The sequence below is a fragment of the Sorangium sp. So ce1504 genome (genome assembly GCF_051521635.1).
Lineage (GTDB): Bacteria > Myxococcota_A > Polyangia > Polyangiales > Polyangiaceae > Sorangium > Sorangium cellulosum_B.
This window is the reverse complement of sequence record NZ_CP150365.1, coordinates 5385237-5412175: the sequence shown is the minus strand read 5'-3', so window position 1 is coordinate 5412175 and position 26939 is coordinate 5385237. Positions and strand designations below refer to the sequence as shown.

Annotated in this window: 16 protein-coding genes; 2 read left to right on the top strand and 14 right to left on the bottom strand. The window is 72.0% G+C overall.

The window, feature by feature from the left end; genetic code table 11:
- Positions 1-110: 110 nt before the first annotated feature.
- The 8 genes from WMF39_RS20260 to WMF39_RS20225 all read right to left on the bottom strand — a co-directional run bounded on the left by WMF39_RS20260 (position 111) and on the right by WMF39_RS20225 (position 10538).
- A complete protein-coding gene (locus WMF39_RS20260; RefSeq protein WP_437747129.1) occupies positions 111-1778 on the bottom strand; it encodes a hypothetical protein in 1668 nt (555 codons plus the stop codon).
- Between the two features lie 304 nt (positions 1779-2082).
- On the bottom strand, positions 2083-5331 hold the full coding sequence (locus tag WMF39_RS20255; protein ID WP_437747128.1) for a TIR domain-containing protein: 3249 nt from the start codon (positions 5329-5331) through the stop codon (positions 2083-2085).
- A 95-nt stretch (positions 5332-5426) separates the two neighbouring features.
- Positions 5427-5906 carry a DoxX family protein gene (locus tag WMF39_RS20250; RefSeq protein WP_437747127.1) on the bottom strand — a complete coding sequence of 160 codons (480 nt, stop codon included), beginning with the start codon at positions 5904-5906 and terminating at the stop codon, positions 5427-5429.
- A gap of 24 nt (positions 5907-5930) precedes the next feature.
- Positions 5931-6725 (bottom strand): helix-turn-helix domain-containing protein, encoded by a 795-nt coding sequence (locus tag WMF39_RS20245; protein WP_437747126.1) that lies wholly within the window; start codon positions 6723-6725, stop codon positions 5931-5933.
- 108 nt (positions 6726-6833) lie between these two features.
- Positions 6834-7727 carry a hypothetical protein gene (locus WMF39_RS20240; protein WP_437747125.1) on the bottom strand — a complete coding sequence of 298 codons (894 nt, stop codon included), beginning with the start codon at positions 7725-7727 and terminating at the stop codon, positions 6834-6836.
- Between the two features lie 156 nt (positions 7728-7883).
- Positions 7884-8684: an IS21-like element helper ATPase IstB gene (gene istB / locus WMF39_RS20235; protein WP_437740573.1), complete on the bottom strand. Its 801-nt coding sequence runs from the start codon at positions 8682-8684 to the stop codon at positions 7884-7886.
- The gene (gene istA / locus WMF39_RS20230) at positions 8671-10170 is read right to left on the bottom strand and encodes an IS21 family transposase (protein ID WP_437740574.1); all 1500 of its coding nucleotides are present in this window, start codon (positions 10168-10170) and stop codon (positions 8671-8673) included. Before istA ends, istB begins: the two co-directional genes overlap by 14 nt.
- A complete protein-coding gene (locus tag WMF39_RS20225) occupies positions 10167-10538 on the bottom strand; it encodes a hypothetical protein (RefSeq protein ID WP_437307435.1) in 372 nt (123 codons plus the stop codon). The genes istA and WMF39_RS20225 overlap by 4 nt, the downstream gene beginning before the upstream one ends.
- A gap of 737 nt (positions 10539-11275) precedes the next feature.
- Between WMF39_RS20225 and WMF39_RS20220 the strand changes: the two genes are divergently transcribed.
- On the top strand, positions 11276-11902 hold the full coding sequence (locus WMF39_RS20220; protein ID WP_437747124.1) for a recombinase family protein: 627 nt from the start codon (positions 11276-11278) through the stop codon (positions 11900-11902).
- 31 nt (positions 11903-11933) lie between these two features.
- Here the strand turns inward: WMF39_RS20220 and WMF39_RS20215 are convergent, their stop codons facing one another.
- The 3 genes from WMF39_RS20215 to WMF39_RS20205 all read right to left on the bottom strand — a co-directional run bounded on the left by WMF39_RS20215 (position 11934) and on the right by WMF39_RS20205 (position 19107).
- Positions 11934-17102 carry a pentapeptide repeat-containing protein gene (locus tag WMF39_RS20215; RefSeq protein ID WP_437747123.1) on the bottom strand — a complete coding sequence of 1723 codons (5169 nt, stop codon included), beginning with the start codon at positions 17100-17102 and terminating at the stop codon, positions 11934-11936.
- Positions 17103-17263: 161 nt separating this feature from the next.
- Positions 17264-17857, bottom strand: coding sequence for a hypothetical protein (locus tag WMF39_RS20210; protein WP_437747122.1), 594 nt, complete (start codon positions 17855-17857; stop codon positions 17264-17266).
- On the bottom strand, positions 17854-19107 hold the full coding sequence (locus WMF39_RS20205; RefSeq protein WP_437747121.1) for an AAA family ATPase: 1254 nt from the start codon (positions 19105-19107) through the stop codon (positions 17854-17856). Before WMF39_RS20205 ends, WMF39_RS20210 begins: the two co-directional genes overlap by 4 nt.
- Before the next feature lie 309 nt (positions 19108-19416).
- On the opposite strand from WMF39_RS20205, the gene WMF39_RS20200 reads away from it, so the two are divergent.
- Positions 19417-22122, top strand: a complete 2706-nt coding sequence (locus tag WMF39_RS20200) for a dynamin family protein (RefSeq protein ID WP_437747120.1) — start codon at positions 19417-19419, stop codon at positions 22120-22122.
- An 11-nt stretch (positions 22123-22133) separates the two neighbouring features.
- Here WMF39_RS20200 and WMF39_RS20195 read toward each other — a convergent pair whose 3' ends face one another.
- The 3 genes from WMF39_RS20195 to WMF39_RS20185 all read right to left on the bottom strand — a co-directional run bounded on the left by WMF39_RS20195 (position 22134) and on the right by WMF39_RS20185 (position 26916).
- Complete coding sequence (locus WMF39_RS20195) at positions 22134-23690, bottom strand: protein kinase domain-containing protein (protein WP_437747119.1); 1557 nt, start codon at positions 23688-23690, stop codon at positions 22134-22136.
- A 53-nt stretch (positions 23691-23743) separates the two neighbouring features.
- The gene (locus WMF39_RS20190) at positions 23744-25333 is read right to left on the bottom strand and encodes a 3,4-dehydroadipyl-CoA semialdehyde dehydrogenase (protein ID WP_437747118.1); all 1590 of its coding nucleotides are present in this window, start codon (positions 25331-25333) and stop codon (positions 23744-23746) included.
- A 116-nt stretch (positions 25334-25449) separates the two neighbouring features.
- On the bottom strand, positions 25450-26916 hold the full coding sequence (locus WMF39_RS20185) for a TolC family protein (RefSeq protein ID WP_437747117.1): 1467 nt from the start codon (positions 26914-26916) through the stop codon (positions 25450-25452).
- Positions 26917-26939 lie beyond the last annotated feature (23 nt).

Genomic DNA, 26939 nt, shown 5'->3' with positions numbered 1-26939 from the left:
ATCCCCGAGCTGCGGCCCCTACCGTCCGATGCGCGCGCGGACGGTGGCGCGCGCCTTCGCCGAGAGCGTCTCGAGGGAGGGATTCGCGCGGATGTCCCGGTCCCCGCTCCTCAGTCCCAGCGGTCGAGCTTGTAGGTAACCCGCCCGTTCTTCGTGGTGACGCGGAAGAGGTAATCCCACTTGCCGGCGCTCTTCTGGAGCTTGATGCCGCAGGCTGACGCCTCCTTGGCTCCCGCGATGGTCGCGTTCTTCGCGTACGCCTCCATGGTGGCGCGGATGCCGTGGTACTCGCTTCGCAGGTCTTCCGGAAAGAAGCCGCCGCTGCGCTCGTGGTTCACGTCTCGCGCGCCATCGAGGAGGAAGAAGACCGACTGGCCCTGGTGCGGGTACTTGTCCGGGCCGTCCCACATCGTCGGCTGCAGCGCGATCGCCGTGACGTTCTGGAACTGCCCCGCCTTCAGGTTCCACGCGCTCGCCGGCGAGCCCTTGACGTACCTGTACCAGCTCACCTGGTTCCGCTTCTCTTCGCGATCCCACTGGAGGATCGGCGGCGAATCGGGGTTCGCGGCCGTCACCAGCGCTGCGTACGACGCGTTCTGCTCGGGCACGAAGAACTCGATGCGCTCCGCGTCCGCGAGCACGGTCCGCTGGAACTTCTCCCAGGTCATGACGACCGGCGGCTGCTCCACGGACGCTGCGGCCGTGGCGATCTTGGCCTTCAGGTGGCCGAAGACGCCGCCGCCCTGCTCCTGGGGCGCACCCGCCTTCGGCTTCCACAGCGCCTGGATGTCGTCCAGCCTGGCGAACCGGCGTTCCAGTGCGCCGGCCGAGCCGAGCTTCTGCACGATGGCCTCGGCCTGCGCGATGTTGCCGGCGCTCGGCGCCGCCTGGGGGCGCTGGTAGAGGAGCGGGTGCATCTTGGCGTCGAACTTCGCCTTGATGTCGGCGAAGCCGAGCCCAGCCTGGATATCCTCCAGGAGGGTGCCGATCATGCCGCTGCGCACGTGGCAGAACCCGGCCGGCGCGGTCGCCGCGGCGAGCCATGTGAGGTTGTCGCGGGCGACGGGGTTCTTCGTCGCCGCGCGCGCCTCATGCAGGTCGACCAGCCACTTGGCCACGCCGATGCACTTCTCCGATCGGTAGAGGTTCCCGGTGGTCAGGAGGGTGTGCGCCTGCCTCACGACCTCGAGCGGGAACTCGGCGAGCCCTCGGCAGAGGGTGCCGTAGTCCTGGAGCTTCTCGGCCACGACCTGCGAGGTGGTCTGCACGGCGGACGGCTTGAAGACGAGCTCCCGCCCGGGCGCGACGGCCATGTGATTCCAGGAGAAGGGCGGCTTCTGGCTCTTGTTCTTCGGCATCCCCCACGTGCGCTCGTCGGAGAGGAACACGCCGGTCACCTTCGCGCGCGCGACGAGGAGCGCCATGGCCTCGACGGACGTCCGGAAGAACGGCGGTGCTGCATCGGGGGCCCACGCGATTGACGTTGCGGTCCCATCGGGCGCGACCTTCACCAGCCCGCCGAAGCGCTCGACGAAGCGGCGGCACGCGCTGCATGTGTAGTGCTGGCGCCGATCCGCGCGGAGCCCATCGAGGAACGCGTCGAAGAGGCCGGCGGCGTCCGTGGTGAAGAGGCGCGCGCCGCTGGCGGTGACCTCGCCGAAGCGGGCGCGGATGGCTTCGAGCAAGGCCGGGTACCGTTCGTCGTCGATCGGCTCAGCCTGAGACGTCGTGATCGCGTCGGACATCGCGTGCTCCTTGAAGGGCGTCGATGCGCCCATCGTATCTCGGTCCGCTTCGTTTCGAGCGTCGTTCACGGCGTCGCTGCATCGAGCGGCCGCGTCGCCGCTGTCAGCTCCGCCTCGGCCTGAGCGATCCGCCCCCTGGCGCGCTCGTGAGCCACCGCGCCGCGTGGGCTCACCAGGGCGGCGCCTCCCGCGCCTCCACCATCCGGGCGCTCGCGCTGTTCCGCAGCGCCGAGGCGCGGCATCGGTTCAGGCTGACCTGGTAGCCCACGATGTCCGAGAGGACCTTGGCTTGCGGTGCTCGTGGTCGCCGTGTGCATCAGACGAACGTCCCGAAAAGCTACTCGGCGCGCGCTCGGAGCGCCTCGATCGCGCGCCGGATGCCGAGGGCTACGTCGGTCCAGGCTTCGTCGCGGTCCTGCCAGAGGGTGACCGGCCTTCCGTCCTTCGGCAGCGCCAGGAGCCTGGCAAACGGTGCGCTGTGCCAGTCGGTCTGCCGGAGGATGACCGGGATCACGCGGGCCTGGCCGGCGTCGTGGCGCGCGAGGGCGCGCTTCATCTCGTTGTCGAAGCAGTAGTCGGAGGCGAGGAAGTCGGCGCTGACGAGGAGGAGGATCACCTCGGCCTCGTCGAGGTTCCTGTCGATCTGGCCGGCCCACTCGTCGCCGGCGCCGATGCGTCGGTCATGCCAGCTCTGGAGGAGACCCTCGCGTTTGAGGAGGGCGAGATGGGTCTCCAGCTCGTCGCGGAGGGCTTCATCCTTGTGGGAGTAGCTGAAGAAGAGACGGGCGGGCGTCTTCGCAGGAAGGCCCTTCTCTCGAGGTTCCGAGGCCGTGAAATCGAGATGCCAGAGGTTGCCGTTTATATCCCCTGCATAGAGAAGTTGTTGCGATACAGCCACACTCAAGAATAGGCCGACTCCGAGCACGGTACCGAGGCATTCCCCTGTCGCAGTATCCCAGACTTTGAGTGTCCTGTCGGAGGCGGAGACGACGCGCTGGCCATCGGGGCTGATCGCGCAGGCCCTGACCCGATCGGAGAGGCCTTCGATGGTGGAGAGGAGCTTGCCGGTCGCCAGGTCCCAGACCTTGAGCGTCGTGTCGTAGGAGGCGGAGACGATGCGCTGGCCATCGGGGCTGATCGCCCAGGCCATGACCGCACCGGAGTGTCCTTTGAAAGAGGAGAGGAGCTTGCCGGTCGCGAGGTCCCAGACCTTGAGCGTCCTGTCGTGGGAAGCGGAGACGATGCGCTGGCCATCGGGGCTGATCGCGCAGGCATTGACCCCACTGTAGTGGCCTTCGAGGGAGGAGAGGAGCTTGCCGGTCGCGAGGTCCCAGATCTTGAGCGTGTTGTCGATGGAGGCGGAGACGATGCGCTGCCCATCGGGGCTGATTGCGCAGGCGTTGACCCCACTGGAGTGTCCTTCGAGGGTGGAGATGAGATTGCCAGTCTCGAGGTCCCAGATCTTGAGCGTCCTGTCGTCGGAAGCGGAGACGATGCGCTGCCCATCGGGGCTGATCGCGCAGGCATTGACCTCACTGGAGTGTCCTTCGAGGGTGGAGAGGAGCTTGCCGGTCGCGAGGTCCCAGACCTTGAGCGTTGTATCGGCGGAGGCGGAGACGATGCGCTGGCCATCGGGGCTGATCGCGCAGCCATTGACCCCCCAGGCGTGGCCTTTGAGGATGGAGAAGAGCACGCCGGTCGCGAGGTCCCGGACCTTGAGCGTCCTGTCGGCGGAGGCGGAGACGATGCGCTGGCCATCGGGGCTGATTGCGCAGGCATTGACCCCACTGGAGTGGCATTCGAGGGAGGAGAGGAGCTTGCCGGTCGCGAGGTCCCAGACCTTGAGCGTCCTGTCGGCGGAGGCGGAGACGATGCGCGGGCCATCGGGGCTGATCGCGCAGGCCATGACCCCATCGGAGTGTCCTTCGAGGGAGGAGAGGAGCTTGCCGGTCGCGAGGTCCCAGACCTTGAGCGTCTTGTCGTGGGAGGCGGAGACGATGCGCTGGCCATCAGGGCTGATCGCGCAGCCATTGACCCCCCAGGCGTGGCCGTGCAGCGTGCGCTCCTCTCCGGTCCACATCCGTACCGGATGCCGCAGGCGGATCTTCGGCAGGCCGTGCGGGAAGTGCAGCGTCCGCGCGATTCGCTCCGCCTCCCATCCGGCCGAGCGCAGCCGGTTATAGACCAGCTCCGGCAGCGCCTCCGGCGCGTCGCGGAGCCAGTGCGACTCGGCCCGCACCGCCCGGTGCAGCAGGTCGACCTCGCCGTCCCCGAGCTCCTTCGCGCCGAGGCGCAGCGTATCCTCGAGCGCAGCCGACCCATCCTCGCGGCAGAGCCTCTCCAGGAGTCCGAGATCCCGGCACAACCGCCGCACATTCTCCCGCTCGCCCGCCGCGAGCCCATGCGCGATCGCGTGGCGCGCCGCGTACCGCCTTCGAAAATCGCTCTCTCCCTCTGCCACCGGCCACCGCGCCGTCGTCTCCAGCAGCCTCCGGTGCAGCTCGGCCATGCGCTTCAGGCCGAGTTTCTCCGCGACGAACGCGCGAAATGCTTCGTGGTACGGCCGATACGCTCGCGCGCCGCGCCACGCCACCGGCTCCTCTAGGAGCAGCGCCCGCGCTGCGCGAAGGAAGTCCTCGCCGGCCTCCACGTCCTTCCACCCCGCCGCCGCCTCGACCTCCTCAAGCGGCAGCGCCTCGCGCGCCGCGCAGACCAGCCCCAGCCCGCTCGCGACCAGCCCGAACTGCTCGCCCGGCAGGCTCCGGAGCTGCTGCCAGATCTGCTCCAGAAACCCGCTCAGTCCGCGAGGCAGGCGCTCCACGCGCCGCAGCTCGACCGGCTGTTCTTCGAGCCATTCCCTGAGCTTCACCGCATAGAGCAGGTTCCCCTCCGCCCGTATGACCGCCTCCTCGACGAGCCTCGGGTCGAGCTTCGGCATGAAGCGAGGCGCCTGATCGCCCCAGAAAGCGCGGCAGGCCTGCTCGTTCGAGCCCGCCCACGCGGGCGCGTCGAGGTCGATGCGCCGCACGTTCCCGCGGCTCTCCAGCCACCCGAGGTGCGGGTACTGCGGGCGCGAGGCGCAGAGCGCATGCACGCGCGGCGGCAGCGCGTACGGCAGGAAGCTCGGCAGCGGGTTCTGCCCGGCGCCGTCGCTCCGCGCCTCGTCGAGGCCATCCACGACGAGCACCAAGCGCTCTCCGCGGGGGGCGAGCTCGTGCTTGGAGACCTTCGCCAGGAGCTCGAGCAACCGGCTCTCCGGCCGCGCTTCGGTGTCCTTCTGCGCCGGGTAGAGCGCCTCGATCTGCGCTGAGAGGGAGCGCGCGACCGCCTCGGGGCGATCCCAGTCCATGACGTCGCGCCGGAGGAAGTGGTGCGGCGCCCTGTGGCCGCGCTGCTCCTGCACGTCGAGCCATCGGGAGAGGATCGCGCTCTTGCCCATGCCAGGCCCGCCCGTGACGAGCACCCAGCGGCCTGACGTCGCCGCGCCGTCGAGGTGGCGATCGATGGCTGCGAGCACGTCCTCTCGACCGAAGAAGCGCTCGTGGCGGCTGCGCTCGATGCCGAAGTCGATGAGGTCTCTCGCCACGGCGGCAGTCTAACAGACGACCTCCTTGTGCCGCCGCGTGGTTGCCGCTGGCCGAAGATGGAGCAGGGACGTGGGGCAAAGCGCTCGACTGAGCGCTAGTTCGTCCGGTTCCGGTTCGTCCGCTCCCCACCACGGCTACTGGTCGCCACGGCGATCGTCGCGCCGACGAACACGATCTGCATCACCGTTCGCGGCCCGAGCGGCGTCACCGGGCTGCCGCCCAGGCTGAGCCCCGCGCGCGCCGCATACACGTTCGCAGGGAACATCGCCACGAGCAGCACCGTCAGCCCCGCAGCCGCCCACGGCGCGAGCCGCGGAACCAGGAGCGCCGCCGCGCCTGCGATCTCCAGGACCCCCGTCGCGGCCACGAGGAGCTCGGGGTAGGGCAGCGCCGGCGGCACCATCGCCACCAGCTCGGCGCGCCGGCTCCCGAAGTGGGCCGATCCGGTCAGCAGGAACATCGCCGCGAGGGCGTACCGCAAGCACGTCACCCAGCTCCCGAGGTGCCTGACGCCGAGGCGCCCGAGGACAACGAACAGCGCGAACGAGATCGAGAGAACGAGGAGAGGTGCCATGCCCTCAAGGTGGCGACCCGCTCCTCACCCGTCTTGAACGAGCTGGCTACGGCGTCTCAGATCGGATGGGCTCACCCCGAACATCCGTCGGAAGGTCCGGGTCATGTGCGCCGCGTCCGCGAAGCCGGCCGCGCTGGCGGCCTCCGAGAGCGCCGCGCCGCCGGCGATCGCCGCCCCGGCGCGCTCCAGCTTGAGCCACAGGAGGTACGGGCGCAGCGGCACGCCGACGCTCTCCGTGAAGGTGTGCATGAACCGCCCCGGCGAGAGCCGCGCGATGCCGGCCAGGGCTTCGAGCGACGTGTCCGCGTCTCCGCCGCTCGCCCGCAGATGGCGCAGCACCCGCTGGACCCCGGGGTGCCTCGGCCTCGGCGAGGACGCCGGAACCGCGATCCCCAGCGCCTCGAACACGCCGGGCAGCGCCGCCGAGAGCCCGGCCTTTCCGCGCTCGGCGATGCGCGACCGCAGCCGATCCGCCATCTCGCTGCCCACGACCTCGATGGGCGACGCCCCGAGCGCCTGGGTGAGCCCATCGCCAACGTCGCTCTCCGGCTCGATGAACACGATGAGCACACGGACGCCCGACGCGTCGATCGCGTGCGCGGTGTCCGGGGCCGTGAGGACGGCGCCTCCCGGCTGGAACGCGCCCCTGTCGGCCGTCTGGATCTGGAGCTCCCCGTCGAGCGCCAGCACGAGGTGCCAGCAATGGTGGGCGTGCAGCGTGCTCCGCTCTCCAGGGCCCCACGTCGCCAGCACGGAGGGCCACGGGCGCAGGGTGCCCACGGGCGCGGCGAGGCCTGTCGTTCTCGGCGGGAGGAGCATCGGTCCGGAGTCTACCCGGACGCAGCGAATGCCCGGCGAGGGCTCACCGCGCGAGAGCCGAGACTCTCCCAGTGTGCGCCTGCGCGCGCGGTCAGCCGAGCTGCCGCCCTACCGTCCGATGCGCGCGCGGATGGCGGCGCGCGTCTCCGCCGAGAGCGTGTCGAGGTAGGAGTCGGACAGGGCGTGGAGCACTTCGTCCGGCAACGCCAGCAACACCTGCTCGGGCGGCAGCCCCGCCACGCGCTGCTCGGGCGGCAGCCCGGCCATGCGCTGCTCGGGCGGCAGCCCGGCCATGCGCTGCTCGGGCGGCAGCCCGGCCATGCGCTGCTCCGGGGCGTACGCCGACAGCACCCGCTCGGGAGGGAGGGTGGCCAGGAGCTTGCGGACAACCTCGTCGAAGCCCTCCAATTCATGAATTTCCATGGCGATCTCCTCGGCTCCAAGCTGCTGCGAGAGCCACCTTCGGGCCTCGACGGTCCGGGCCTCGCCGTGCCCGAACAAGCGTAGCAGATCGTCGTCCTCTGCCTCCGCCGCTGCGTCGATCTCGACGATGAGCAGCGCGAATGCCCCGCCCTCGACCCGCCAGTAGCCGCCGCCGAGGTCGCCCCATTCCATGCCGAGCTCGGCCACATCCGCGTCGAGCGACCTGGTGCGCGACGGGACGAGCAGCACGCCGCACAGGTCGCTCCGCCGCTCGATCCGTTCCGGCTCGTCGGCGCAGTACAGGTGCAGGTAGCTGCACAGCCGGTCGAGGTTGCGCCTTCGGTAAGGCCGGCCGATGCTCTTGAACTCGACGATGGTGTCCCTGGGCAAGAGGTCCCAGAGCTTCTTCAGCGTGCCCGCGGGCTCGCTCGGCCCCGCGCTCCGGCGCAGCAACAGGTAATCGGCGCGGAGCGGCTCGTTCGAGAGCGGCACCTCGCTGCGCACCTCGAACCGGCGCGAGCCCCGTTGGTTGAGCAATGCGACGAGCAGCACGTGCCAGGCCGTCCGGGTCGAGCCCATCGTGCGCCGTCTACTGTAGATGGCCTCGGAGATCCGCAGGAATCTAACCACGCAGATCCGCGGAAACGTGCCGCGCGCGTCCGCAGAAAAATGACCGCGGCGCCCGCGGAAATCTGACCCCGGGCGCCGCGGAAATCTGACCTGGCGTCGGCCGGGTCAGCGCTTCTTCGCTGCCGCGGGCGGCTCGGGGGCCTCCGGCCCCGGCTTGGGTCGCGCCTCGCTCATGGCCAGCGACTCCTTCTGCCGCCACGAGTCGGCGTCGATGTCGAGGATGTGGCAGTGCTGGACGAAGCGGTCGATCAGCGCCGAGACGCACGCTGCGCCCGGAAAGACCGTGCTCCACTGCTTGAACGGCAGATTCGTCGTCAGCACGAGCGAGCGGCTCTCGTGCCTGCGGCTGATGATGTTGTAGAGCAGGTCGGCAGACTGACGGCTGCACGGCAGATAGCCGATCTCGTCCAGAATGAGCAGCGACGGGGCCGTGTATTTCCGCAGCCGTCGTTCGAGGGCCGGCAGCGACTCCTGCTTGAGCAGATCGGCGAGGGCGGCCGACAGCGTCGTGAAGCGCACGGTATAGCCGCGCTGGAGCGCGAGCATGCCGAGGTTCTGGGCGAGCATCGTCTTGCCGACGCCGCTCGGACCCCGGAGCAGGATGTTGTGCCCCTTGGCGATGAAGTCGAGCGTCATGAGCTCCTCGACGAGCTCACGCTGGATCGTGCGCGGGTGGTTCCAGTCGAAGCGATCGAGGGGCTTGAAGGTGCCGATGGTCGCCGCCTTGGCGCGCGCGGCGAGATTGCGCTCGGCGCGCTCGCGGTGGGCGATGGCGGCGAGCTCCTCGAACGTCTGCACCGGCGACAGGCGCGCCGTGGTGGCATGCGCGATGAGCGCGAGCAGCGCCTCGCGCGACACGCGTACGCCGAGGGAGCGAACCAGCTCAGCGACGTCATCGTTGGGCATCGTAGGACTCCAGGTCGTGGGGGATCACGTCGCGATCGGGGACGTGGGCTCCGAGAGCGATGTCGACGGGGACAGGGCCGTTGGCGGCGCGGCGGCGCTCCTCGCAGAGCACGGCGAGGGCACCGGGATCGTGGGTGCCGCGGGCGATGGCCTCGCGCGCCGCAGCGCCGAGGATCTCGACGCCGTACAGGTCGAGAAGGCGCAGGGCCTTGGCCGTCATGAAGCCGACGTTGCGACCGGCCTCCACCCAGCGCTCTTGCAGGATCTCGAAGCCGGGGATCGCGGCGCCGAGCCGATCGCGCCCCTTGGCCTCGCGCGCGGCGCGCTTGTGGTCGAGCAGCTCGGCACGGTGCTCGGGCGCCTCGATGCTCTGGTGTCGTCCCCAGCAGCGCACGTGCCGCGCGACCTCCGTGCCGCCGTCCGAGAGCCGCACGGTCGTGTCATTGGCGACGAGCATCAGCGTCTTGCCGTGGTGGATCGACGGCGCCGAGTAGCGGTTTCCGTCGAAGTGCACGAAGGCGGTTTTGTCGACGGGCACGGGCTCGACGAGGTCCGTCTCCGGCAGCGGATCGGGCAGCGCGAGCAGCCGCGTCCTCTCCTCCGCGAGCACCTGGTCGACGCGCCGCTCAGGCCATCGCGGGTGCGGGCGCACGTTGGCGATCTCGTCGAGGAAGACGAGCAGCTCGGCGTTGCCACGCTCGAGGTCACGAATCGTGCGCGCGGCGAAGAAGCGGTCGCGCAGGAAGCGAATCGCTCGCTCGACCTTGCCCTTTTGCTGCGGTTTGCGCACGGCGCAGAGCCGCGGCGCGACGCAGAGCTGACCGGCGAGCGCGAGCAGGTCCGGGTGGAAGCGCACGGCGTCGCCGTGGCGCTCGAGGACAACGGTCTTGGGATTGTCGAAGAGCCATTGTCTCGTCGCGCCGCCGAAGTAGCAGCACGCGCGCACGAGCGAGCGGCGAAGCGAGCTTGCGGACAGGTCGAGCACGAGCTCACCCCAGATCGCGCGCGAGTACGACAGGACCATGACGAAGGCCCAGAGTTGGCGCGTGCCGCCCGCGACGCGCAGCTTGCCGACGTAAGCCCAGTCGACCTGGGCCTGCTCGGCGATGAGCGGCTCGACGCGGAGGAAGGCCTCGCTCTTCGGCGCCGGGCGCACGAGCCGAACATGCCGTCGCACCGTGCGCACACTGCCCTCGTAGCCGCGCTCCACCAGCATGTCGTACAGGCGCGTGGCGCGGAGCCGAGGATACTGTGTCAGCGTCTCGATGACGAAGGCCTCGTAGCCGCGCAGCGGCAAAGGCACCTCGCTCACCGCGGCATCCGCGTCGCGAACGACGGGCCGCGAGCGCGCCCCCTTGCCGAGGCCGAGCACGCGCTCGACGGCGTCGTGGTGCAGGCCGAGCTGCGTCGCGATGGTGCCGATCTTCCAGTGCTCGGCGAAGTGCAGGCGGCGGATCTCCGCCTCCTTGGCCTCGTCGATCGTCATCGACCGAGGCTCCTGCGAAGGCGATGCTCGCCGCGGAAGTTACCGAGTCCCGGCAGGCGTTGCCCGCGGCGGGGCGGGGCGTCCATGAACAGAGGCTCGACGACGTAGTGCAGCGTCGCGCGCGCGACGCCGAGGCCGTCGCACAAACCCAGCGCGAACAAGATGTCCTCGGACTCCGCAGAAACGACAGCACGGACCCTCTGGTCGTGCCAGAGCGCCATTGACTCGCACAGCATCGGCCCGGCGAACCGATGCGCCGGCGTGGCCACTGACCGCAGCCGGGCCTTCATCACCTCGTCGGGCCCCTGCGTCAGCAGCACCCGCGTCTCCTGCGGCGTCGCGGAGATCGTCATCACCAACTCGTCCATCCCTCGACTCCTGCGGGCCGGCGACGGCCACGTCGTCCTTCGACGTCGGCGCGCCGATCCGCGGGCATACGCTGGCGGATGCGGGCAAGTTGTCGGAACCGATATCCATCACGCGCCGGCCCCGTCGGGCGCGGTAGACACGCTGGCGATCACGGTGATCGAGGCGCCCCTCGTGGGAGCTCTGGTGCCGCAGCCGAGCCGCGCGCTGCGCCCGCTGGCGAGCCGTGTCGCGGCAGCCGCTGCCGCAGTAGAGCTGCCCTCGATCACACCGGCCGCAGACGAAGAAGATCACGGCGCAGAGCCCGCAGCGGGCGAGCCGGAAGCTGTCTTGCACGAGTCCCCGGACCAGGGCGCCGGGAAGTTGCCCTCGGCGGCTGGGTCGTGCGAGACAGGCCGAACATCGGTCTGTCGCCGATCCCCGGAAGGCCCTGGTCGCTACCCAGGGCCTTCTTCTTTCCAGCGCACCGCTTGGGCTCGATCTCTACCGCCGCGCCTCGCGCTGGCGAACTTCCCGGCCGCCCGCGCTCGCCCCAGGCGTCACGAGGTGAGGGGCAGAAATCTGCGGATCGGGGGGACCATCAACAGTCTACAGGCCTGTCCAGATCGGGGCCAACAATCCGTGCTGCCAGCGCGGCGAATCTCTGCCACTGCCGCGCGCCGATCGGGGGCGAGCTATCCGCGACCACGGCCGGCTGGACGCTGGACAACCATCGCCGTCCAGGATTCTCTCATCCCGGATGACAGCTCGCCGGTTCAAGCGCGGCAGCCCCGGGCTCGCCGTCGCCTACGTCCGCATCTCCACGGACGCCACGTGCGCCTCCGCTGCGGAGCAGCGCGCAGCGATCGATGCCTGGTCCAGCCGGGAAGGCGTCGAGATCGCCGCCTGGCACGAGGATCGCGGGGAGGACATCGGCGACCGGCCCGGCTTCGCGGCGGCGATCGAAGCGCTCACCCTCGCCGGCGCCGGCCTGTTCGCGGTCGCGAGCGAGGACCGCGCCAGCATCGCGGGGATCAGCGGCCCGTACCGGTCCGCCGCGGGCGAGCGCGGCGCGCGCCTCGTGACCGCCGACGGGAGCGGGATGCCGGGTGGGACGCACGGCTGCCCGATCTGCGGCGATCCCTTGGACCTGTGGCCACGCCACCCGCGCGCGGTCTGCGGGCTCTGCAAGCATGAGGCCACGGACGAGGCCGGGCGGCCTCTCGAGTTCTTCAACACGTCGCTCGGCGGCGGCTTCGGGGCGCGCTACGCGGATACCGGCGAGCCTCGGGACAGCCACGCGTGCGTCATCCGGGGCGTGAGGTGCCGCGCCGACGAGGCCCGGTTCGGCGGGATCGTGATCGAGGCGATCGACAAGGTGCCGTAGTCGCTCGGCCTGGCAGCTCGACAACCCGCGCTCAGCCCCGTCCGAGCGCAGGCCGCAAGGGGAGCACCGGCTCGTCGTCCGGCATGCGCAGGCCAGGGAGCAGCGCATCGAGCTCGCCCGGCTCGAAGCGGCAGAGGCTGGCGGCGTGCCAGAAGCCGCCCGCGATGTCGCCGCCGAGCTTGTAGCGGCCGTCGGGCCGGAAGGCGACCCAGCCCTCGGGGAGCTTGAGGAGCACGGCGAGACAGGCGCCAGTCCGCACGTCCCAGAAGCGGATGGTGCCGTCGGTGGAGCTGGAGAGCAGCATCTCTCCATCCGGCATGAAGGCCACGCTCACGACCTCGCCGGTGTGCCCCTGGAGGACGCGCGCCATGTAATCGGCGGACACACGCCAGAGGAGAACGTTGCCGTCGTCGGACCCTGATGCGAGCCATGCACCGTCGGGGCTGAAGGTCAGGCACTTCACCTGGCCGGCGTGGCCGCCCAGCGCGCGCTGCTCGCCGCCATCGACGAGAGGCCAGAGGCGGACGGTCGTGTCGTCGGAGCCCGAGGCGAGCGTCGCACCATCAGGGCTGAACGCCACGCTCCTCACGACACGACCATGGCCTTCCAGCACGCGCGCTGCTCCTTCGCCGTCCACCTTCCAGAGCCGGATGGTTCGATCGAACGATCCCGAGGCCAGCGTCGTGCCGTCAGGGCTGAACGCCACGCTGCTGATTCCATCTTCGTGTTCTTCCATCACGCGAAGCGGCTCCGCTGTCTCGGTGCGCCAAAGTCGCACTGTCCCGTCGAGCGAGCCTGACGCGATCATGCTCCCGTCGTGGCGAAAGGCGATATCCATGATGCGATGATAATGCCCCTTCAACACGTGCGCCGTGCCGTCTTCGCCGAGACTTCTGAGCCGGACCGTGTGGTCGCGCTGTGCGAACGCCAGCGTTGTGCCGTCAGGGCTGAAGACCAGCTTCGCGGAGGAGATGACGCGATCCACGAGCGGCGGCACCGCAGTCCAAGTCGACATCCGCCAGATATGAATGCCAACGTCTTCGGAGCCGAGCGCGAGCGTCCCGCCATCGGTGCTCAACGCCATGGCCATGGACACGCTCGGCTGTCCTTCCAGCACGCGCACGGCGCCACCCGTCGACACATGCCACAGGCGCACCGTGCTGTCCTTCGAACCAGAGGCGAGCGTCGCGCCGTCGGGGCTGAACGCGACGCTCGTCACGGCGGCGGAGTGGCCCTCGAGCGCGTGCAACGCGACGCCTGATCGATTCCACAGCTGCACGGATCCGTCTCCCGCGCTGGAGGCGAGCGTCGCGCCGTCGGGGCTGAACGCGACGCTCCTCACGCTTCGCAAGTGGCCCTTCAGCGTGTGCCGCTGCTCGCCCGTCGTGACGTGCCAGAGGCCAATGTCGTAGTCCGCGGAGCCGGAGGCTAACGTGCCGCCGTCGGGGCTGAACGCGATGCTGAGCACGCCAGCCCGGTGGCCGCTCAATACGCGAAGCACGTCGCCTGTCGCGACCTTCCAGAGCCGGATGATGGTGTCGTGAGCGCCGGAGGCGAGCGTCGCGCCGTCGGGGCTGAACTTGACGGCCATCACTCCATCCAGATGGCCGTGGAGCACGGCGATTTGTCGGAAGGTGGCCACCTGCCAGAGCCGGACGGTACAGTCAGAAGATCCGGAAGCCAACGTCTCGCCGTCAGGGCTGAACGTCACGCTGTTCACATGACGAGAGTGCCCCTTGAGCACGCAGAGCACGTTGCCAGTCGATACGTCCCAGAGCCGGACGGTGCAATCGTCCGAGCCGGACGCGAGCGTATCCCCGTCAGCGCTGAAAGCGATGCTCGTGACCCAGTCGGAGTGGCCGTTCAGCCTGCGCAGCGCGCTCCCGGTCGCCATATCCCACAGCACAATCCCGTGGGAGTGACCCGATGCGAGCAAGGTCCCATCGGGGCTGATCGCTACAGCGTTGCACCGGCTTCCTTGCACCCACGTCGGCTCGAACCTCGCCGCATCCGGCATCGCCGCGCCGAACGTGTCGCACCCGTCGAGCTTCGCCCCCCGTGTCCCCACGAGCTTCGCCCCGCGCAGCCTCGTTGAGGCGAGCTTCGCCCCGGTCAGATCCGCGCCCACAATCCGCGCTCGCACCGCCGTCGCCCCGGTCAGGTCCGCCCCGCAGAGCGCCGCCCCGGAGAGGTCCGCCCCCTCGAGCAGCGCTCCCCCCATCTGCGCCCCGTTCAGGTTGGCCCCCACGAGCTTCGCCTCTCTCAGGTCCGCCCCCCGCAGATCGCACCCGCAGAAGTTCTTCCCCGACAGATCCTGCCCCCGCAGATCCGCCCCTGCGAGGTTCATCTGCTCGCACACCCCAAGCGCCGTCCGCCCGTCGATCCGAAGCGCGTTCGCCGTCGCCACCGTCCCCCACGCCCCGCCGAGCGCCTCCCGTACCCACGTCTCCGTCGCCTTCCGTCCCGCGAGCGCCCCGAAGAAATCCGCCATCAGGTCGCTCACGTCCCGCTGCGCGAGCGCCGCCGACTCCCCGGAGCGCTGCACCTCTTCGGCCGCCTCCCGCGCCACGAGCCACTCGAGCACCGACTGATGGATGAACCGGAAGTTCTCCTGGTCGTCCCACACGAGCAGCGTCCCCGACCCGATCTGGTGCACCGTCACCCCGAGATCGAGCTCGTGCCGCCCGAGCGCCTGCAATGCCGCGATGAGCTCCGCCGGCAGCTCGCGGATGTTCACGCTCTGCTCCGTCCGCTGCCACAGCCGCGTCGCGAGCTCCGTCACCGCACGCCACCGCTGCGCCACCGACAGCCCAGGCTGCGCGCCCTTCGGGTGCGCGCGCTCGTACTCCCAGACGAGCCACCGATCCAGGAGCAGCTTGTAGAGCCCCGCCGAGGTGATCTCGCCGTCTCCCGCCTTCGCTTGCCGTAGCTGCGCTGCCTCGATCTCGGCGATGAACCCCAGCATCCGCGGGTTCGCCGATAGGCCGAGCAGGTCCTTCACCTCTGCGAGCAACTGAATGCGCTCGTCAGCCGCCGCCTCGCTGTCGAGCCGGTTCACCAGAAACCTGCGGATCTGCGCCCCGGTGAACGGCTGCAGCCGCACGAGCCGATAACCGGGCAGCAAGGCGGCTCGCTCCGCGAGCGCCGACCTCACCTGCTGCTCCGAGATGAAGTGCTGGCTCCGGCTCGTGACCACCACTTTCGCCGCCTTGCCCTGCGCCGCCTGGATCAGCGTGTCGAAGTGCTCGACCGCGCGGTCGTACGTCACGCGGAAGGCGAGCTCGTCGAAGCCGTCGAACAGGAGCACGATCCGCCCCTCGGCCAGCATGTGCCGGAACGCGGGCAGATCGATCTTGCCGAGCCCCGCGAGCGCCAGGTGCTGCGCGATGAGCGCGTTCAGGTCGCGCGCCTTCTCCAGCGCGCGCATCTCGATGAGCACCGGCGTCAGCGGGCCGCCCGCCTTGCCCATCCGCCGCGCGAGCTCGTGCAGGAGGAACGTCTTGCCCGTACCGAAGTCGCCGAGCACCAGCACGAACCGGCTGTGCTCCGAGTCGAGCAGCTCTGCGATGGCGTCGAGCGCGCGCTCGCGCACCGCCTCCTCCTGGCCCGTCGTGAGCGCGACGCGCTGGTCGACGTAGAGATCCGGCGGATACGTGAGGTCCCGCTCGAGGCTCGCGTTCTGCCACGCCAGGTAGCCGCGGAAGTCGATGAGCCCCTGGTACTCGAGGAACCGCACGAGGCGCACGCGCCGCGCGCTCGCGTAACGCACGAGCTCCTCCGGCGCGGGCTCGCCGCCGTAGACCAGCGTGGACACGAGGCCGGGATCCTCGCGCCGGTACGAGGCGTCGATGCTCTCGATGAACGCGGAGACCGCCTCGGTCGAGATGCCGCTCTCGAGCGCCGCCAGCGGCGCGATCCGGACGATGCCGCCCTCGTTGACCGAGACGCGAAGGTAGACGCCGAAGGGGAGGGGCGCGTTGAACCACTCGATCTTCACCCCCTCGGGCTCGCGGAGCCTGCACACGCGCTCGACCCGCGAGAGGAAGTCGTCGCTGCGCCCTTCCCCTGGCAGGAGGATGTCGTCGCCGTGCGGACTCGCGTGGCCGCCCCGCGCGCTCGCCGGGAGGCGGCGCAGCCTCGGGCCCCGCCCGGCGTGCTCGGCGCGCGCAGGCGGAAGAAAGCGCCTCAGAAACGCGAGGAGGAACTCCGCCGAGGCGCGGCACGCGAACGCGCGGAAGCTGTCGTCCTTGTCGTGATCGGCGTGATCCGAGACGGCCTTCGCGATGATCGACCGCCGCCCGAGGCGCTCCGCGACGTAGCCGATCGCCGCGGCCTCCATCTCGACGCCGAGCACCTTCCGCCCGATCGGCTTCAGCCGCTCGAACAGCCCCGCGTCCTCCTGCACCGCCTTGCCCGTGGCGATCGGGCCGATGTGCACGCGGAACGGCCGGGCCGGCGGCGGGCCGTCCGGGTGGAGCAGGCGATCCCGGCGGACCTGCGCCACGCCCGCCTCCGTGAGCTCGAGGCCGCCGTCGCCGATGCGGAGCACGCCCGCCGCCTCCAGCTCGCCGATGCGCTCGGTCCAGCCCGGGCACCGCGCCGCGCGCTCCGGCCGCGAGACGGGCGGCGGTCCCCCCTCCACCTGGCTCTCGTAGAGCGCGTGCCGGAGCCACCACGCTTGCGACGGCTTCGACGGCGGGCGCTCGGCCGCGAACGCCGCCTGCCGCTCGAACTCGCGCGCGAAGAGCGCGGCATCCATGTTCCACGTGCGCTCGAGGTTGTACGTCTCGATGTCGTGGAAGAACGCGCCCTCGCCGCCGGGGTGGGCGACGCGCTTGCCCTCGTCGTAGCTGTAGACCCGGTCGGCGACGATGACGTCGCCGAGCGACACCTCGCCGCGCTTGCCGGCGCAGATGCCGCACATCGCGAGGCACCCCGGATCGAGCTCCTCGATGAGCCCCTGCGCCCTCGCCGCCGCCGCGCTCCCGCCCATCCGGCCCGACCACGCAGCGGCGACGCGGAGCGGCTCGCCGCGGTCGTTCGCGACGTCGCGGACGTAGTACGGGAACCCGCCCGGATCCCGCGCCTCCCGCCAGCCGTCTCGACCGCCCTCGCCGAGCGCGAGGACCGCCTCGAGCTCGTCCTGCAGCGCGGTGACGATCAGCGCGTCGACGCGCCCTGTAACGATGTCTGCCGGCACAGGTCCACTCTAACAATAAGCGCTCACGTTCCGGGCTCGGTCTGGGTCGAGGCCTGATCGAGCGCTCGTCGCCAGGACCTGAGCCGGGCCCCGGTCTGGCGATCCCGTCGTTTTCAAGGCTCGGTCCAGGTCGAGACCCGGCCGGCTTCGCCCGCCCCCGTTCAGGCGCTGACGTCGCCTCCGTGCACGAGCGCGGTGAGCGCCTTCACGATCTCCAGGATCGCCTCCACGCGCTGTCGGATGCAATCGCGCACAGCGCGATCCGGTTGCCACGAGATCCTGTTGAAGATCGCGTCGCGGGCGTTGACGTCCTTCTGGAGCGCCTGCGCCACGAGCGATCTCGCGAGGTCCTTGTCGCATTGCTCGGCTGCCTTGATGACGGTCTCCGTGTTCTCCTTCAGCAGGAAGACGTGGAGCCGCTCCGGAGCGTCGCACCTGTCCTTGATCGCACGCACCACCGCCGCGTCCTCGGCGCTCTCCGTGATTCCCTCATGCTTGAGCTGGTGGCGTATGGCGTCGTTGTCGACGAGCACAAAGACCTGCTGGCCCTTCGCGCTCAAGCGGCGGATGTCCTTCCGGCAGCTCCGCAGCAGGTTCTGCACGCCCTTCATCGGCCGGCCGTCGAGCTTCCTCCGGAGCGCGAAGCGGTCTTCCCCGGCGTCATCGGTCACGCACGCGACGACGAGGTTGTGAAGGCCGAACTCCTTCTCCGGGCCCCGCTGATCTTCGTACAGGATCACCGCGAGCGGGGTCACGCCCCCTCCCGCCGCGTCAGGATCGATGCCGCGTGGCCGGCTCCCCGCACGTCACCGAGCCCGCGGTAGTCCGTGAGCCAGTCTCGCAGCGCCTCGGGGTCGGGCCGCACGAGCCTCGTGGCGCGGCGCTCATCGAGCTCGCAGAGGACGACCGAACGGGCCGGGTCGGAGAGGCCGTCGAGCAGCCGGTCGGAGTGCGTCGCGAGCAGCACCGGCCGCTCCTTCGCCATGGCCTCGAAGAACCCGAGCACGCGCTGGAGCAGCTCGGGGTGCAGGTGCGTCTCTGGCTCGTCGAAGGCGATGAGGCTCTTCTTCGTGTTCAGCCGGTGGAGGGCCACGAACGCGAGGTACGCGAGCGTGCCGTCGGAGATCGCGAACGAGGGGATCTGCTCGTCGAGGCCGGCGTACTTGATCCGCAGGGCGATCGAGCCGCCGCCTGGATCCGCGCGCACGTTGACGGACTCGACGTCGGGACCGAGGCCCAGACGGACGTAGTCCATCGTCTCGCGCCAGTGCGCCTCGGAGAAATCGTTCTTGAGCGCGCTCCATGCGTTCGGGAGGTTGGCCCCGAAGCGCGAGAGCGCCTCCGCCGGCTCGATCGTCGCCGCGCCGCGCAAGGGCGAAGGCTGGCCGCGCGAGCGCTGCACCCAGCGCGCCGTGGTGTCGAAGGGGACGTGGACGTCGATCGCGCGGAGCACGGCCAGCGCTTCACGCACGAGCCAATGCGGTGGGAACTCGCCGAACGAAGAGAGCGCCAGCCGCCTGGGATCGATGGCCCTTTCGATGGGTGGAGTTTCTGTCTCATCGATCAGAAACCTGAAGGAGCTGCTCCTGGAGAGCCCCCCCTCGCGCGAGATGATACCGATACGTTGCTCCACGACAGCGTCGCTGTCATCGACTTCACCGCGGACCCAATCAAGGCGCTCGCGCAGGATGACTCCGCTCCTGTCGAGTGCGAAGGCGTACTCGTACCTAGTGTAGGAGTCACCGTCGGGCGCGAAGACCAGGCCGAGCTCCAGGTGCTCGGCGCCGACGCGGAGCAGGCTCCCGAGACCGCCGTGGATCTTGTTCAGATCCTCGAAGAAGCTCTCGCTGGCCGCGCGCTGTAGCAGCTCGCATGCCTCGATCAGGCTGCTCTTGCCGCTGCCGTTGTCCCCGATGAGGACGGTGAGACCGTCGAGCTGAAGCCGCACATCGGCGAGCGAGCGCAGCCCCTTTGCGAGAATCTCCGTGATGCGGTTGTCCGACATGACGATCGCTACCGGCCCGCGGTGCGGTCCGCGGCGCCCTCGTAAGTACCCCAAGCGTGTGGGCACGGCGTACCTTTTGTCCTTGCCGGTCCGTCCGTCGGTGGCGCATGCGGAGCATCAGCGAAGGCTAGCGCGCCGCTTGCGGTCACCCGGCCGGCTCCGCTGCCCGATGACCTCGCGCGCGCCCCGTAGCCCTTCCGGCGAAGTCCTGGCTGGCCCCCGGCCTGATCCCCCGCCGCGCGACGCCCGCCGCTCCGGCCTTCGCTTCTTCCTGGACGACCGCCCTCCCGGAAGGCTTTCATCCCGCCCATGGCGAGGCTCGTCGAGGCGCTGAACCGGTTCTTCGGGCGGGTCGAGATCCTCGCCCTCGGCCTCGAGAACGAGCGCAGCGCCGCCGAGGCCGCGCTCGCGAAGGGCATGCCCCTCGAGGCCCGCGAGCACGCCCGCACCATCCTCTCCGTGCTGCCCGACTCGGCGGTCGGGCTGGCGCTCTGGGCCGACGCCGCGGAGGACGCGTGGCTCGACCAGGAGGTCGTCGCCTCGCTCACGGATCTCGCGAAGCGCGTCCCGTGGCGCGCCGACGTGTGGCTCCGCCTCGGCCGCGCGGGGCAGCGCATCGGCTGGGACGGCGCGCGCGACGCGCTCGAGCGGGCCACGTCGGCGCCGGAGGAGCGCGACGCGGCGCGCCTCGCGCTGCTCGATCTCTCGGACCTCGACCTCGCCGCGGGCGACCCGGCCCGCGCGCAGCGCTGGCTCGACCGCATCCCGGCGCCGCTCACGACCGTGCCCGACCGCGACGTGGCCCTCCGCCGCGCCGAGTGCGCGCTCGCGTACGGCGATCTCGACGGCGCGCGCGCCGCCGCGGAGATCCTCGGCGAGCCCACCGCGATCGAGGGGCGCGCCGCCCTCGTGCTCGCCCGGCTCGCGCTGGCCGAGGCGAGCGCCGCGGCGGGGTTCCCCGCGGCGGGCTCCTCCGCGGCGGCCCTGCCGCCCGCCGTGGTGGGGCGGGCGCTCGACCTCGGGCTGCGGGCGCTCGTGCTCGACGTCCCCGGCGCGGCCGAGCTCTGCGCCGCCCTGGTCGCCGCCTCCCGCGACGTGCTCGTCGTCGACCGCGTGCGCCGCGTCGTCCGCGCCGCGGGCGCGCTCGACGAGCCGACCTGGGCCGCCGCGTTCGCCTTCGCCGAGGGGCGGCGCGACGACGCGCGGCAGGCGCTCGCGCGCGGGCTCTCCGCGGGCGACCGCGCCGCCGCGGCGGCGCTGCTCCGCATGGCCGTCGAGACCCGCGACCTCGGCGCGCTCGACGCGCTCGCCGCGCGTGGCAACGCCAAGGACGACGACAAGGAGCAGCGCGGCGCGGCCGCGCCCCCGCTCCCCCCCGACCTCGTCCGGCTGCGCGACGCCGCGGCGATGGCGTCCGCGGGGCAGGGGAGCGGCGCGCTCGACGCGCTCGACGCGGTGACCGGCGAGGGCGCCGCGTGGGCCGACGACATGCGCCGCGCGATCGCGCTGGCGTGGGTGCCCCCTGCGGGCGGCCCCGCCGGGGCCCGCGCCGCCGCCGCGTGGGGCGACGTGCTGCGCGAGCTCGCGCGCACGGCCAAGCTCCTCGACCGGCTCGACCTGCTCGCGGCGATCGAGGCCCTCGCGGTGGAGCGGGAGCGGCCGCTCCGCGCGGCCGTGGTGGGCGAGTTCAACGCGGGCAAGAGCACCTTCCTGAACGCGCTGCTCGGCGAGGACGTGGCGCCGACCGGCGTCCTGCCCACGACCGCGACGCTCCACTGGGTCGCCTGGGCGCCCGATCCGTTCGCGCGCATCGTCGTGCGCGGCGGCCAGGACCGCGTCGTGCCGCACGCGGCGCTGAAGGACACGCTGCGCGCGCTCGCGGCGGCCGGGGACAAGGTCGCGCGGGTGTTCATCTACGCGCCCATCGAGCGGCTCAAGCGCGTCGAGATCCTCGACACGCCCGGCTTCAACGCGCCCGACCCCGATCACATCGCCGAGGCGCGGCGGGCGTTCGACGAGGCCCACGTCGCCATCTGGCTGCTCGACGCGCCCCAGGCGATGAAGGAGTCGGAGCGGCGGGTGCTCTCCGAGATCAGCGCGCTCGGCGTGCCCGTGCAGATCCTCGCGAACAAGGCCGATCGGCTCAAGCCCGACGCCCTGGAGACGGTGCTCGCGCACGTGCGCGACAGCCTCGCGGCGAGCTCCATCGCCTCGCTCACGCCGCCGATCGCGTTCTCGGCGCGGCTCTCGCTGAAGGGGCGCCTCGGCGACGAGGCGGCGCTCGCGGCGTCGGGGTGGGCCGAGGTCGAGGCGCTCTTCGCCGAGCAGATCGTCGACGCGAGCGACGCGCTCCGCGAGCGCGCGCTCCGCCGCAAGGCGGGCCGCATCGCGGCCGAGCTGGCCCATGCGGCGTCGGCGCGCGCGGCCGAGGACCGCGAGGCCGGGCGGAGGGCGCGCGCCGAGGCGGATCGGCTCCGCGCGAGCGCGGCGTACCTGCGCCGCGACCGGCGCGCGCTCGCCGCGGCGATCGACAAGGCGCTCGAGCCGGCGCGCCGGGAGCTCGCGTCCGACCTGCGCCCGATCGCGGCGCTGCCCGAGGAGCGCAAGCGCACCGACGCGAGCGTCCGCGCCTACGTGCAGGAGCGGCTCGTGGCGCGGCTGAGCTGGCCGCTCTCCGCCGAGATCGCGAGGGCGGCGCGGGCCGGCGCGGAGCCGGGGGCGCGCGGCGCGCGCGGCGCGAGCGGCGCCGAAGAAGGGGGCGCCGCGCCGTCGCCGCGGGCGGCGGCCCACGTGCGCGCCGTCCTGATGGGCATGGTGGCGGTCCACGACGCCCCCGACGAGCTCGCGGCGCGCCCGATCGAGGGCGTCGTCGAGGCCGCGATCGACGCGTTCGCGATGGCGCTGTCGGCCGAGGCGGAGGCGCCGGTCCCGCCGCCCGCGTCGGCGGCGGTCGAGCTGCGCGCGCAGGCGCTCCGGGCCGCCTTCGAGGCGCCCGTCACGCCGGCCAGCGCCTGAGGCGCGAGGCGTCAGCGGCTCAGGAAGAAGGCGAGCACCCCGAGCGCCAGCCCGATCACCAGCGCCAGCGGCACCACGAGCTTGACCATCCACAGGTCCGTCGGGCGCGCGGGCGGGCGGCGGTCGCGCCGGACCGGCGCAGGCGCGATCTCGATGACGTTCTCGGCCGAGGACCGCGAGGGCGGCCGCGGCGGCGCGGCGGCGGCGGGCGCGCCGGCGCCTCGCCGCGCCTCCGGCCTCGGGGACGGCGCGCGGGCGCCCGCGGCGGGGAGGAGCGGCCCGAAGTCCTTGCGATCGTGGATCACGACGTCGCTCGCGGGCGGATCGCTCGTCGGCGCGACGAGCCGCCGCACCGCCGGGAGCGTGCGCGAGAGGTCGTCCGACGTCGGTCCGGCCGGCGCCTCGCGCGGGAGGGCAATGCCGGGGAGCGTCGCGGCGAGCGACAGGATCGCGCTCGACGGCGGCCCGTCCGTCAGCGACGCCTCGCGGAACACGGACTTCGCCAGCACCTCGCCCCGCTGCGCCGGCGGCGGCAGATCGCCCTCGCGCAGCGGCGGCGCGGCCGACATGGAGCTCCGGAGCGACGGCGGCATCGCCACTTCGAGGGTCGGCGCGTCCTCGGGCGCGCTCGTCCGGGCGGCAGGGAGCAGCGCGTCCGACAGGTGGGGGAGGAGCCGCTCGAGCTCGTCGCGCAGCTCGGCCGCGCTCTGCTGGCGCTGGTTCGGCCATTTCGCGAGCGCGGTGAGGATGATCGCCTCGAGGGCAGGGTGGATCTGCGGCAGGAACTGGCTCGGCGCGGGCGGCGGCTTCCGGAGGTGATCCATCGCCACCTCCCACGCGACGGCCGTGGGCGGGAAGGGGAGCCGGCCCGTGACGAGCAGGAACAGGAGCACCCCGCACGCGTACACGTCGCTGCGCCCGTCGATGACGTCGCCGCGGCACTGCTCCGGGGACATGTACGCGGGCGTGCCGACGACCACGCCGACCGTGGTGACCGAGCCCCAGACGCTGATGGGCGCGCTGTTCGGCCCGTCGTCGTCGCCGCGGGTGTTCCTCTCGACCATCTTCGCGATCCCGAAGTCGAGCACCTTCACGCGCTCGACCGCCGGATCCGCCGGATCCCGCATGACCATCACGTTCTCGGGCTTGAGATCGCGGTGCACGATGCCCCGCGCGTGGGCGGCGGCGAGGGCGTCCGTGATGCCGATCAGGAACCGCGCGGCGCGGGCCTCGGAGAAGCGGCGCTCGGCGAGCAGGACCTCGAACAGGTCCTGCCCGGCGACGAGCTCCATCACGATGTACGGCAGGTGCCCTTCCACGCCGGAGTCGAGGATCTGCACCGTGTTCGGGTGGTGGAGGCGCGACGCCGCCTTCGCCTCCCGGTAGAAGCGGGTGACGAACGTCTCGTCGCCGAGCAGCTGCGGGTGCATGATCTTGATGGCGACGTCGCGCGGCTCCGCGTCCTGCTCGCCGCGGTAGACCGCCGCCATCGCGCCTTCGCCGATGAACCCGGTGACGCGGAAGCGCCCTGCGATCGTCTTGCCGATGAGTTGCGGGCCCGCGCTCATGAGCGAGACTTCACCATAAAGTCCACGGAAAGAGCTACCCCGGCCTTCGCGATCTACGGCTTCGCCGGCGCGGGGCGGGGCTCGCCCTTCGCCCCGAGGATCGCCTCCAGGATCGGCCGCGACCCCTGCACGGCGGTGCGCTGCGAGTAGAAATGGAGCCCGCGCAGGCCGCCGAGCTCCTCGCCGCCGCCGGCGCGGCCCGGGCCGCCGTGGATCGTCTGAGGGAGGACGGTGCCCGGGCCGGGCGCCTGATCGGCGATCTTCTCGCTGCCGAGCAGGACGCGGCCGTGGTACGGCGCGACGCCGATCAGCACCTCCGCCGCGAAGGCGCGGTCGTCGCTGTAGACGGAGCAAACGAGGCTCCCGCGGCCCCGTCGCAGCAGCGCCACGGCGTGCGCCGCGCCGCCGTCGTACGGGAAGAGCGTGGCGACGGGGCCGAAGACCTCGTGCTCGTGCGCGGCGGGCGCGCCGTCGGGGCCGCTCGCGACGAGCAGCGTCGGCGGCACGAAGTACCCCTTGCCCGGGGGCACCCCGATCGCCTCGAAGGGCCCGGCGCCGCCGAGCGCCACCGCAGCACCCGCCGCGAGGCGCTCGATGCCCGCGCGCACGCCGCGGAGCTGATCGGACGTGGTCAGCGGACCTACCGTGACGCCGTCGTGCGCGGGATCGCCGACGCGCGCGTCGCGGAGGCGGTCGACGAGGTCGTCGCGCACGGCGTCGACGACGGCCGCGGGCGCGAAGACGCGGCGGATCGCCGTGCACTTCTGGCCGGCCTTCTGGGTGATGTCGCGCACGACGTCGCGCAGGAACATCGCGTACGTCTCGGAGCCGGGGACGGCGTCTGGGCCGAGGACGGCGCCGTTCAGGCTGTCGGCCTCGACGTTCACGCGGACGCCGTCGCGCACGAGGCCGGGCGAGAGCCGGAGCGCGGCGCCGGTGGCGCTCGATCCGGTGAAGGCGAGGACGTCCTCGCCGCCGAGGTGCGCGAGGAGATCGCCCGGCGGGCCGGCGACGAAGGAGAGCGCGCCGCGCGGCAGCGGGGCGCGCTCGGTGAAGATCTTCATCAGCCGGAGCGCGACGAGCGCGGTGCTGGTCGCGGGCTTCGTGATGACGGGCATGCCCGCGAGGAGCGCGCAGGCGGCCTTCTCCGCGAGCCCCCACGCGGGGAAGTTGAAGGCGTTGATGTGCACCGCGACGCCGGGGCGCGGGACGAGGATGTGCTGGCCGAAGAAGCGCGGCGAGCGCCCGAGCTGCACGCCGTCGCCGTCCGTGAGCAGCCGCGCGTCGCCGAGCTGGGCGCCGAGGTCGGCGTAGTAGGCGAGCGTGCCGATCGCGCCGTCGATGTCGAACTTGGCGTCGCCGCGGGTGTTGCCGCCATTCCGGATGGCGACGTCGATGAGCGCGTCGCGCTCGGCGTGCGCGGCGCGCGACATGGCGCGGAGCAGCTCGCCGCGCTCGGCGAACGTGAGCGCGCGCAGCGCGGGCCCGCCCTCGGCGCGCGCGAACGCCACCGCGGCCGCGAGGTCGAGGCCGTCCGTGCTCGTCTCGGCGAGCGGCTCCTCGGTCGCGGGGTTGACGAGCACGTGCGGCGCGCCCTGGCCGGCGCGCCACTGCCCTTCGACGTAGCTCTCGAGCCGCTCCATCGGGCGCGTAGCCTACTCGCGCGGTCGCTCGGCACAACCCCCGCGCGAGGTCGTGGCCGCGCTCGGCGCGCGCCGGGCCGCGGCCGCGCTCGGCGGGCGCACGTCCTGCGCGCACCTCATTTGCACGAGGCGGACGCGAGCAGCGCGGTGATCTTCGCCTTCACCACCTCGAACTCCCGCACCGCGAGATCGAGCTCGGCCTCGCGCTGCCTGCGGCCGGACTCGACAAGATCGAAGCTCGTCGTGGTGCCGGCCTCGAACGCGACCTGCGTGAGGCGCGCGGTCTCGCGCGCGAGGTCGCGCGACTGCTCGGCGACCGCGCGCGACTGCTCGGCGACGGCGACGCCCCGGACCGCCTGCGTCGTCTCGAGCCCGGCGGTGCGCTCCACCGCCCCGAGGCGAACCCGCTGCTGCTCGACCGCGGCCCTGCTGATCTGGAGATCGCCGTAGCGCGCCCCGCCGTCCCAGATGGGGACGGTGAGCACGGCGCTGATGGACCACCCCCAGGACCGCGCCCTTCGGGTGGACTCGTCCCCGATCGAAGTGCGGGCGCTCAGCGTGCTCGACAGATCGACGTACGGGGCGAACGCGAGCTTCGCGTCGGTGAGGTTGCGCTCCGCGATCTCGAGCTCGGCCCGGGCGGCGCGGACGTCCGCGCGCTGATCCGAGCGCGCCTCGGCGCACTCCGACTGCACCTCCGCCGCGATCGCGTTCAGCGAGAAGCCCTGCGGGACGCCGACCTCGCCGCGCTCGCCCAGCACGGCCCCGAGCGTCTCCCGCGCCTTGCGCAGCGCCTCGTCGCCGGACACGAGCGTCGCGCGGGCGAGGGCGACGTCCTGCTCCGCGCGGACGACATCGAGCTTCGTGCCGGTGCCGAGGCGCTCGCGCCGCCGGGTCAGCTCGAGCCGCTCGAGCGCGCTGCGCAGCCCGACCCGGTTGATCTCGCTGACCCGCTCGGCCGTGACGATCGAGACGACGGCGTCCGCCACCGCGCCGACGGTGACGCGGCGGCGATCCTCGAGGCTCAGCTTGGCGACGTCCACCGAGCGCCTCGCGGTGCCGATGCCGTACCAGGCGCGCGGGGCGAGGATGGGCTGGCGGAGCGTGAGCGACGCCGACGCGGTCGTCGGCGCATCCTCGATCGCCCCCGCGCCCGGCCCCCCTGGCGCGGGGAGCGAGGGGCTCACGCTGCTGCCGCCCGCCAGCTCGTGCGTCAGGTCGCCGCGCGCGTCGAGGCTCGGGAGCGCCGCGGCGAGCGCCCGCCGCGCGACCCCCTCGGCGCGGGCGACCTCCTGCACGGCGATGGCGAAGTCCACCGACCGCTGTTCGATCATCACGCGCGCGTCGTTCCAGCTCGCCAGCGTGCGCGCCGGCGGGGGGACCGGCGCGAGCGCCGGGTCGTTCACCTCGATGCGCTGCGGCATCGCCGCCGGCGCGGCGGCCGCCGTCGTCGGGGCCGCCGCGGGCGCCTGCTGGCCCGGTCGACCCTGGGGAGGCGCCGGCTGCGCGAGGGCGACGCCTTGGCACAGGGCGAGGACGGCGAGGTGGCTGACAGCGACCATGCGGAGCCGGCGATGGGGCATGCGCGACTCGATGCGCCGGACAG

Coding starts and splice junctions, on each gene's coding strand:
- WMF39_RS20260 (WP_437747129.1), bottom strand. CDS start 1,778: ATGGGCGCATCGACGCCCTTCAAGGAGCACGCGATGTCCGACGCGATC.
- WMF39_RS20250 (WP_437747127.1), bottom strand. CDS start 5,906: ATGGCACCTCTCCTCGTTCTCTCGATCTCGTTCGCGCTGTTCGTTGTC.
- WMF39_RS20245 (WP_437747126.1), bottom strand. CDS start 6,725: ATGCTCCTCCCGCCGAGAACGACAGGCCTCGCCGCGCCCGTGGGCACC.
- WMF39_RS20240 (WP_437747125.1), bottom strand. CDS start 7,727: ATGGGCTCGACCCGGACGGCCTGGCACGTGCTGCTCGTCGCATTGCTC.
- istB (WP_437740573.1), bottom strand. CDS start 8,684: ATGCCCAACGATGACGTCGCTGAGCTGGTTCGCTCCCTCGGCGTACGC.
- istA (WP_437740574.1), bottom strand. CDS start 10,170: ATGACGATCGACGAGGCCAAGGAGGCGGAGATCCGCCGCCTGCACTTC.
- WMF39_RS20225 (WP_437307435.1), bottom strand. CDS start 10,538: ATGGACGAGTTGGTGATGACGATCTCCGCGACGCCGCAGGAGACGCGG.
- WMF39_RS20220 (WP_437747124.1), top strand. CDS start 11,276: ATGACAGCTCGCCGGTTCAAGCGCGGCAGCCCCGGGCTCGCCGTCGCC.
- WMF39_RS20205 (WP_437747121.1), bottom strand. CDS start 19,107: ATGTCGGACAACCGCATCACGGAGATTCTCGCAAAGGGGCTGCGCTCG.
- WMF39_RS20200 (WP_437747120.1), top strand. CDS start 19,417: ATGGCGAGGCTCGTCGAGGCGCTGAACCGGTTCTTCGGGCGGGTCGAG.
- WMF39_RS20195 (WP_437747119.1), bottom strand. CDS start 23,690: ATGAGCGCGGGCCCGCAACTCATCGGCAAGACGATCGCAGGGCGCTTC.
- WMF39_RS20190 (WP_437747118.1), bottom strand. CDS start 25,333: ATGGAGCGGCTCGAGAGCTACGTCGAAGGGCAGTGGCGCGCCGGCCAG.
- WMF39_RS20185 (WP_437747117.1), bottom strand. CDS start 26,916: ATGCCCCATCGCCGGCTCCGCATGGTCGCTGTCAGCCACCTCGCCGTC.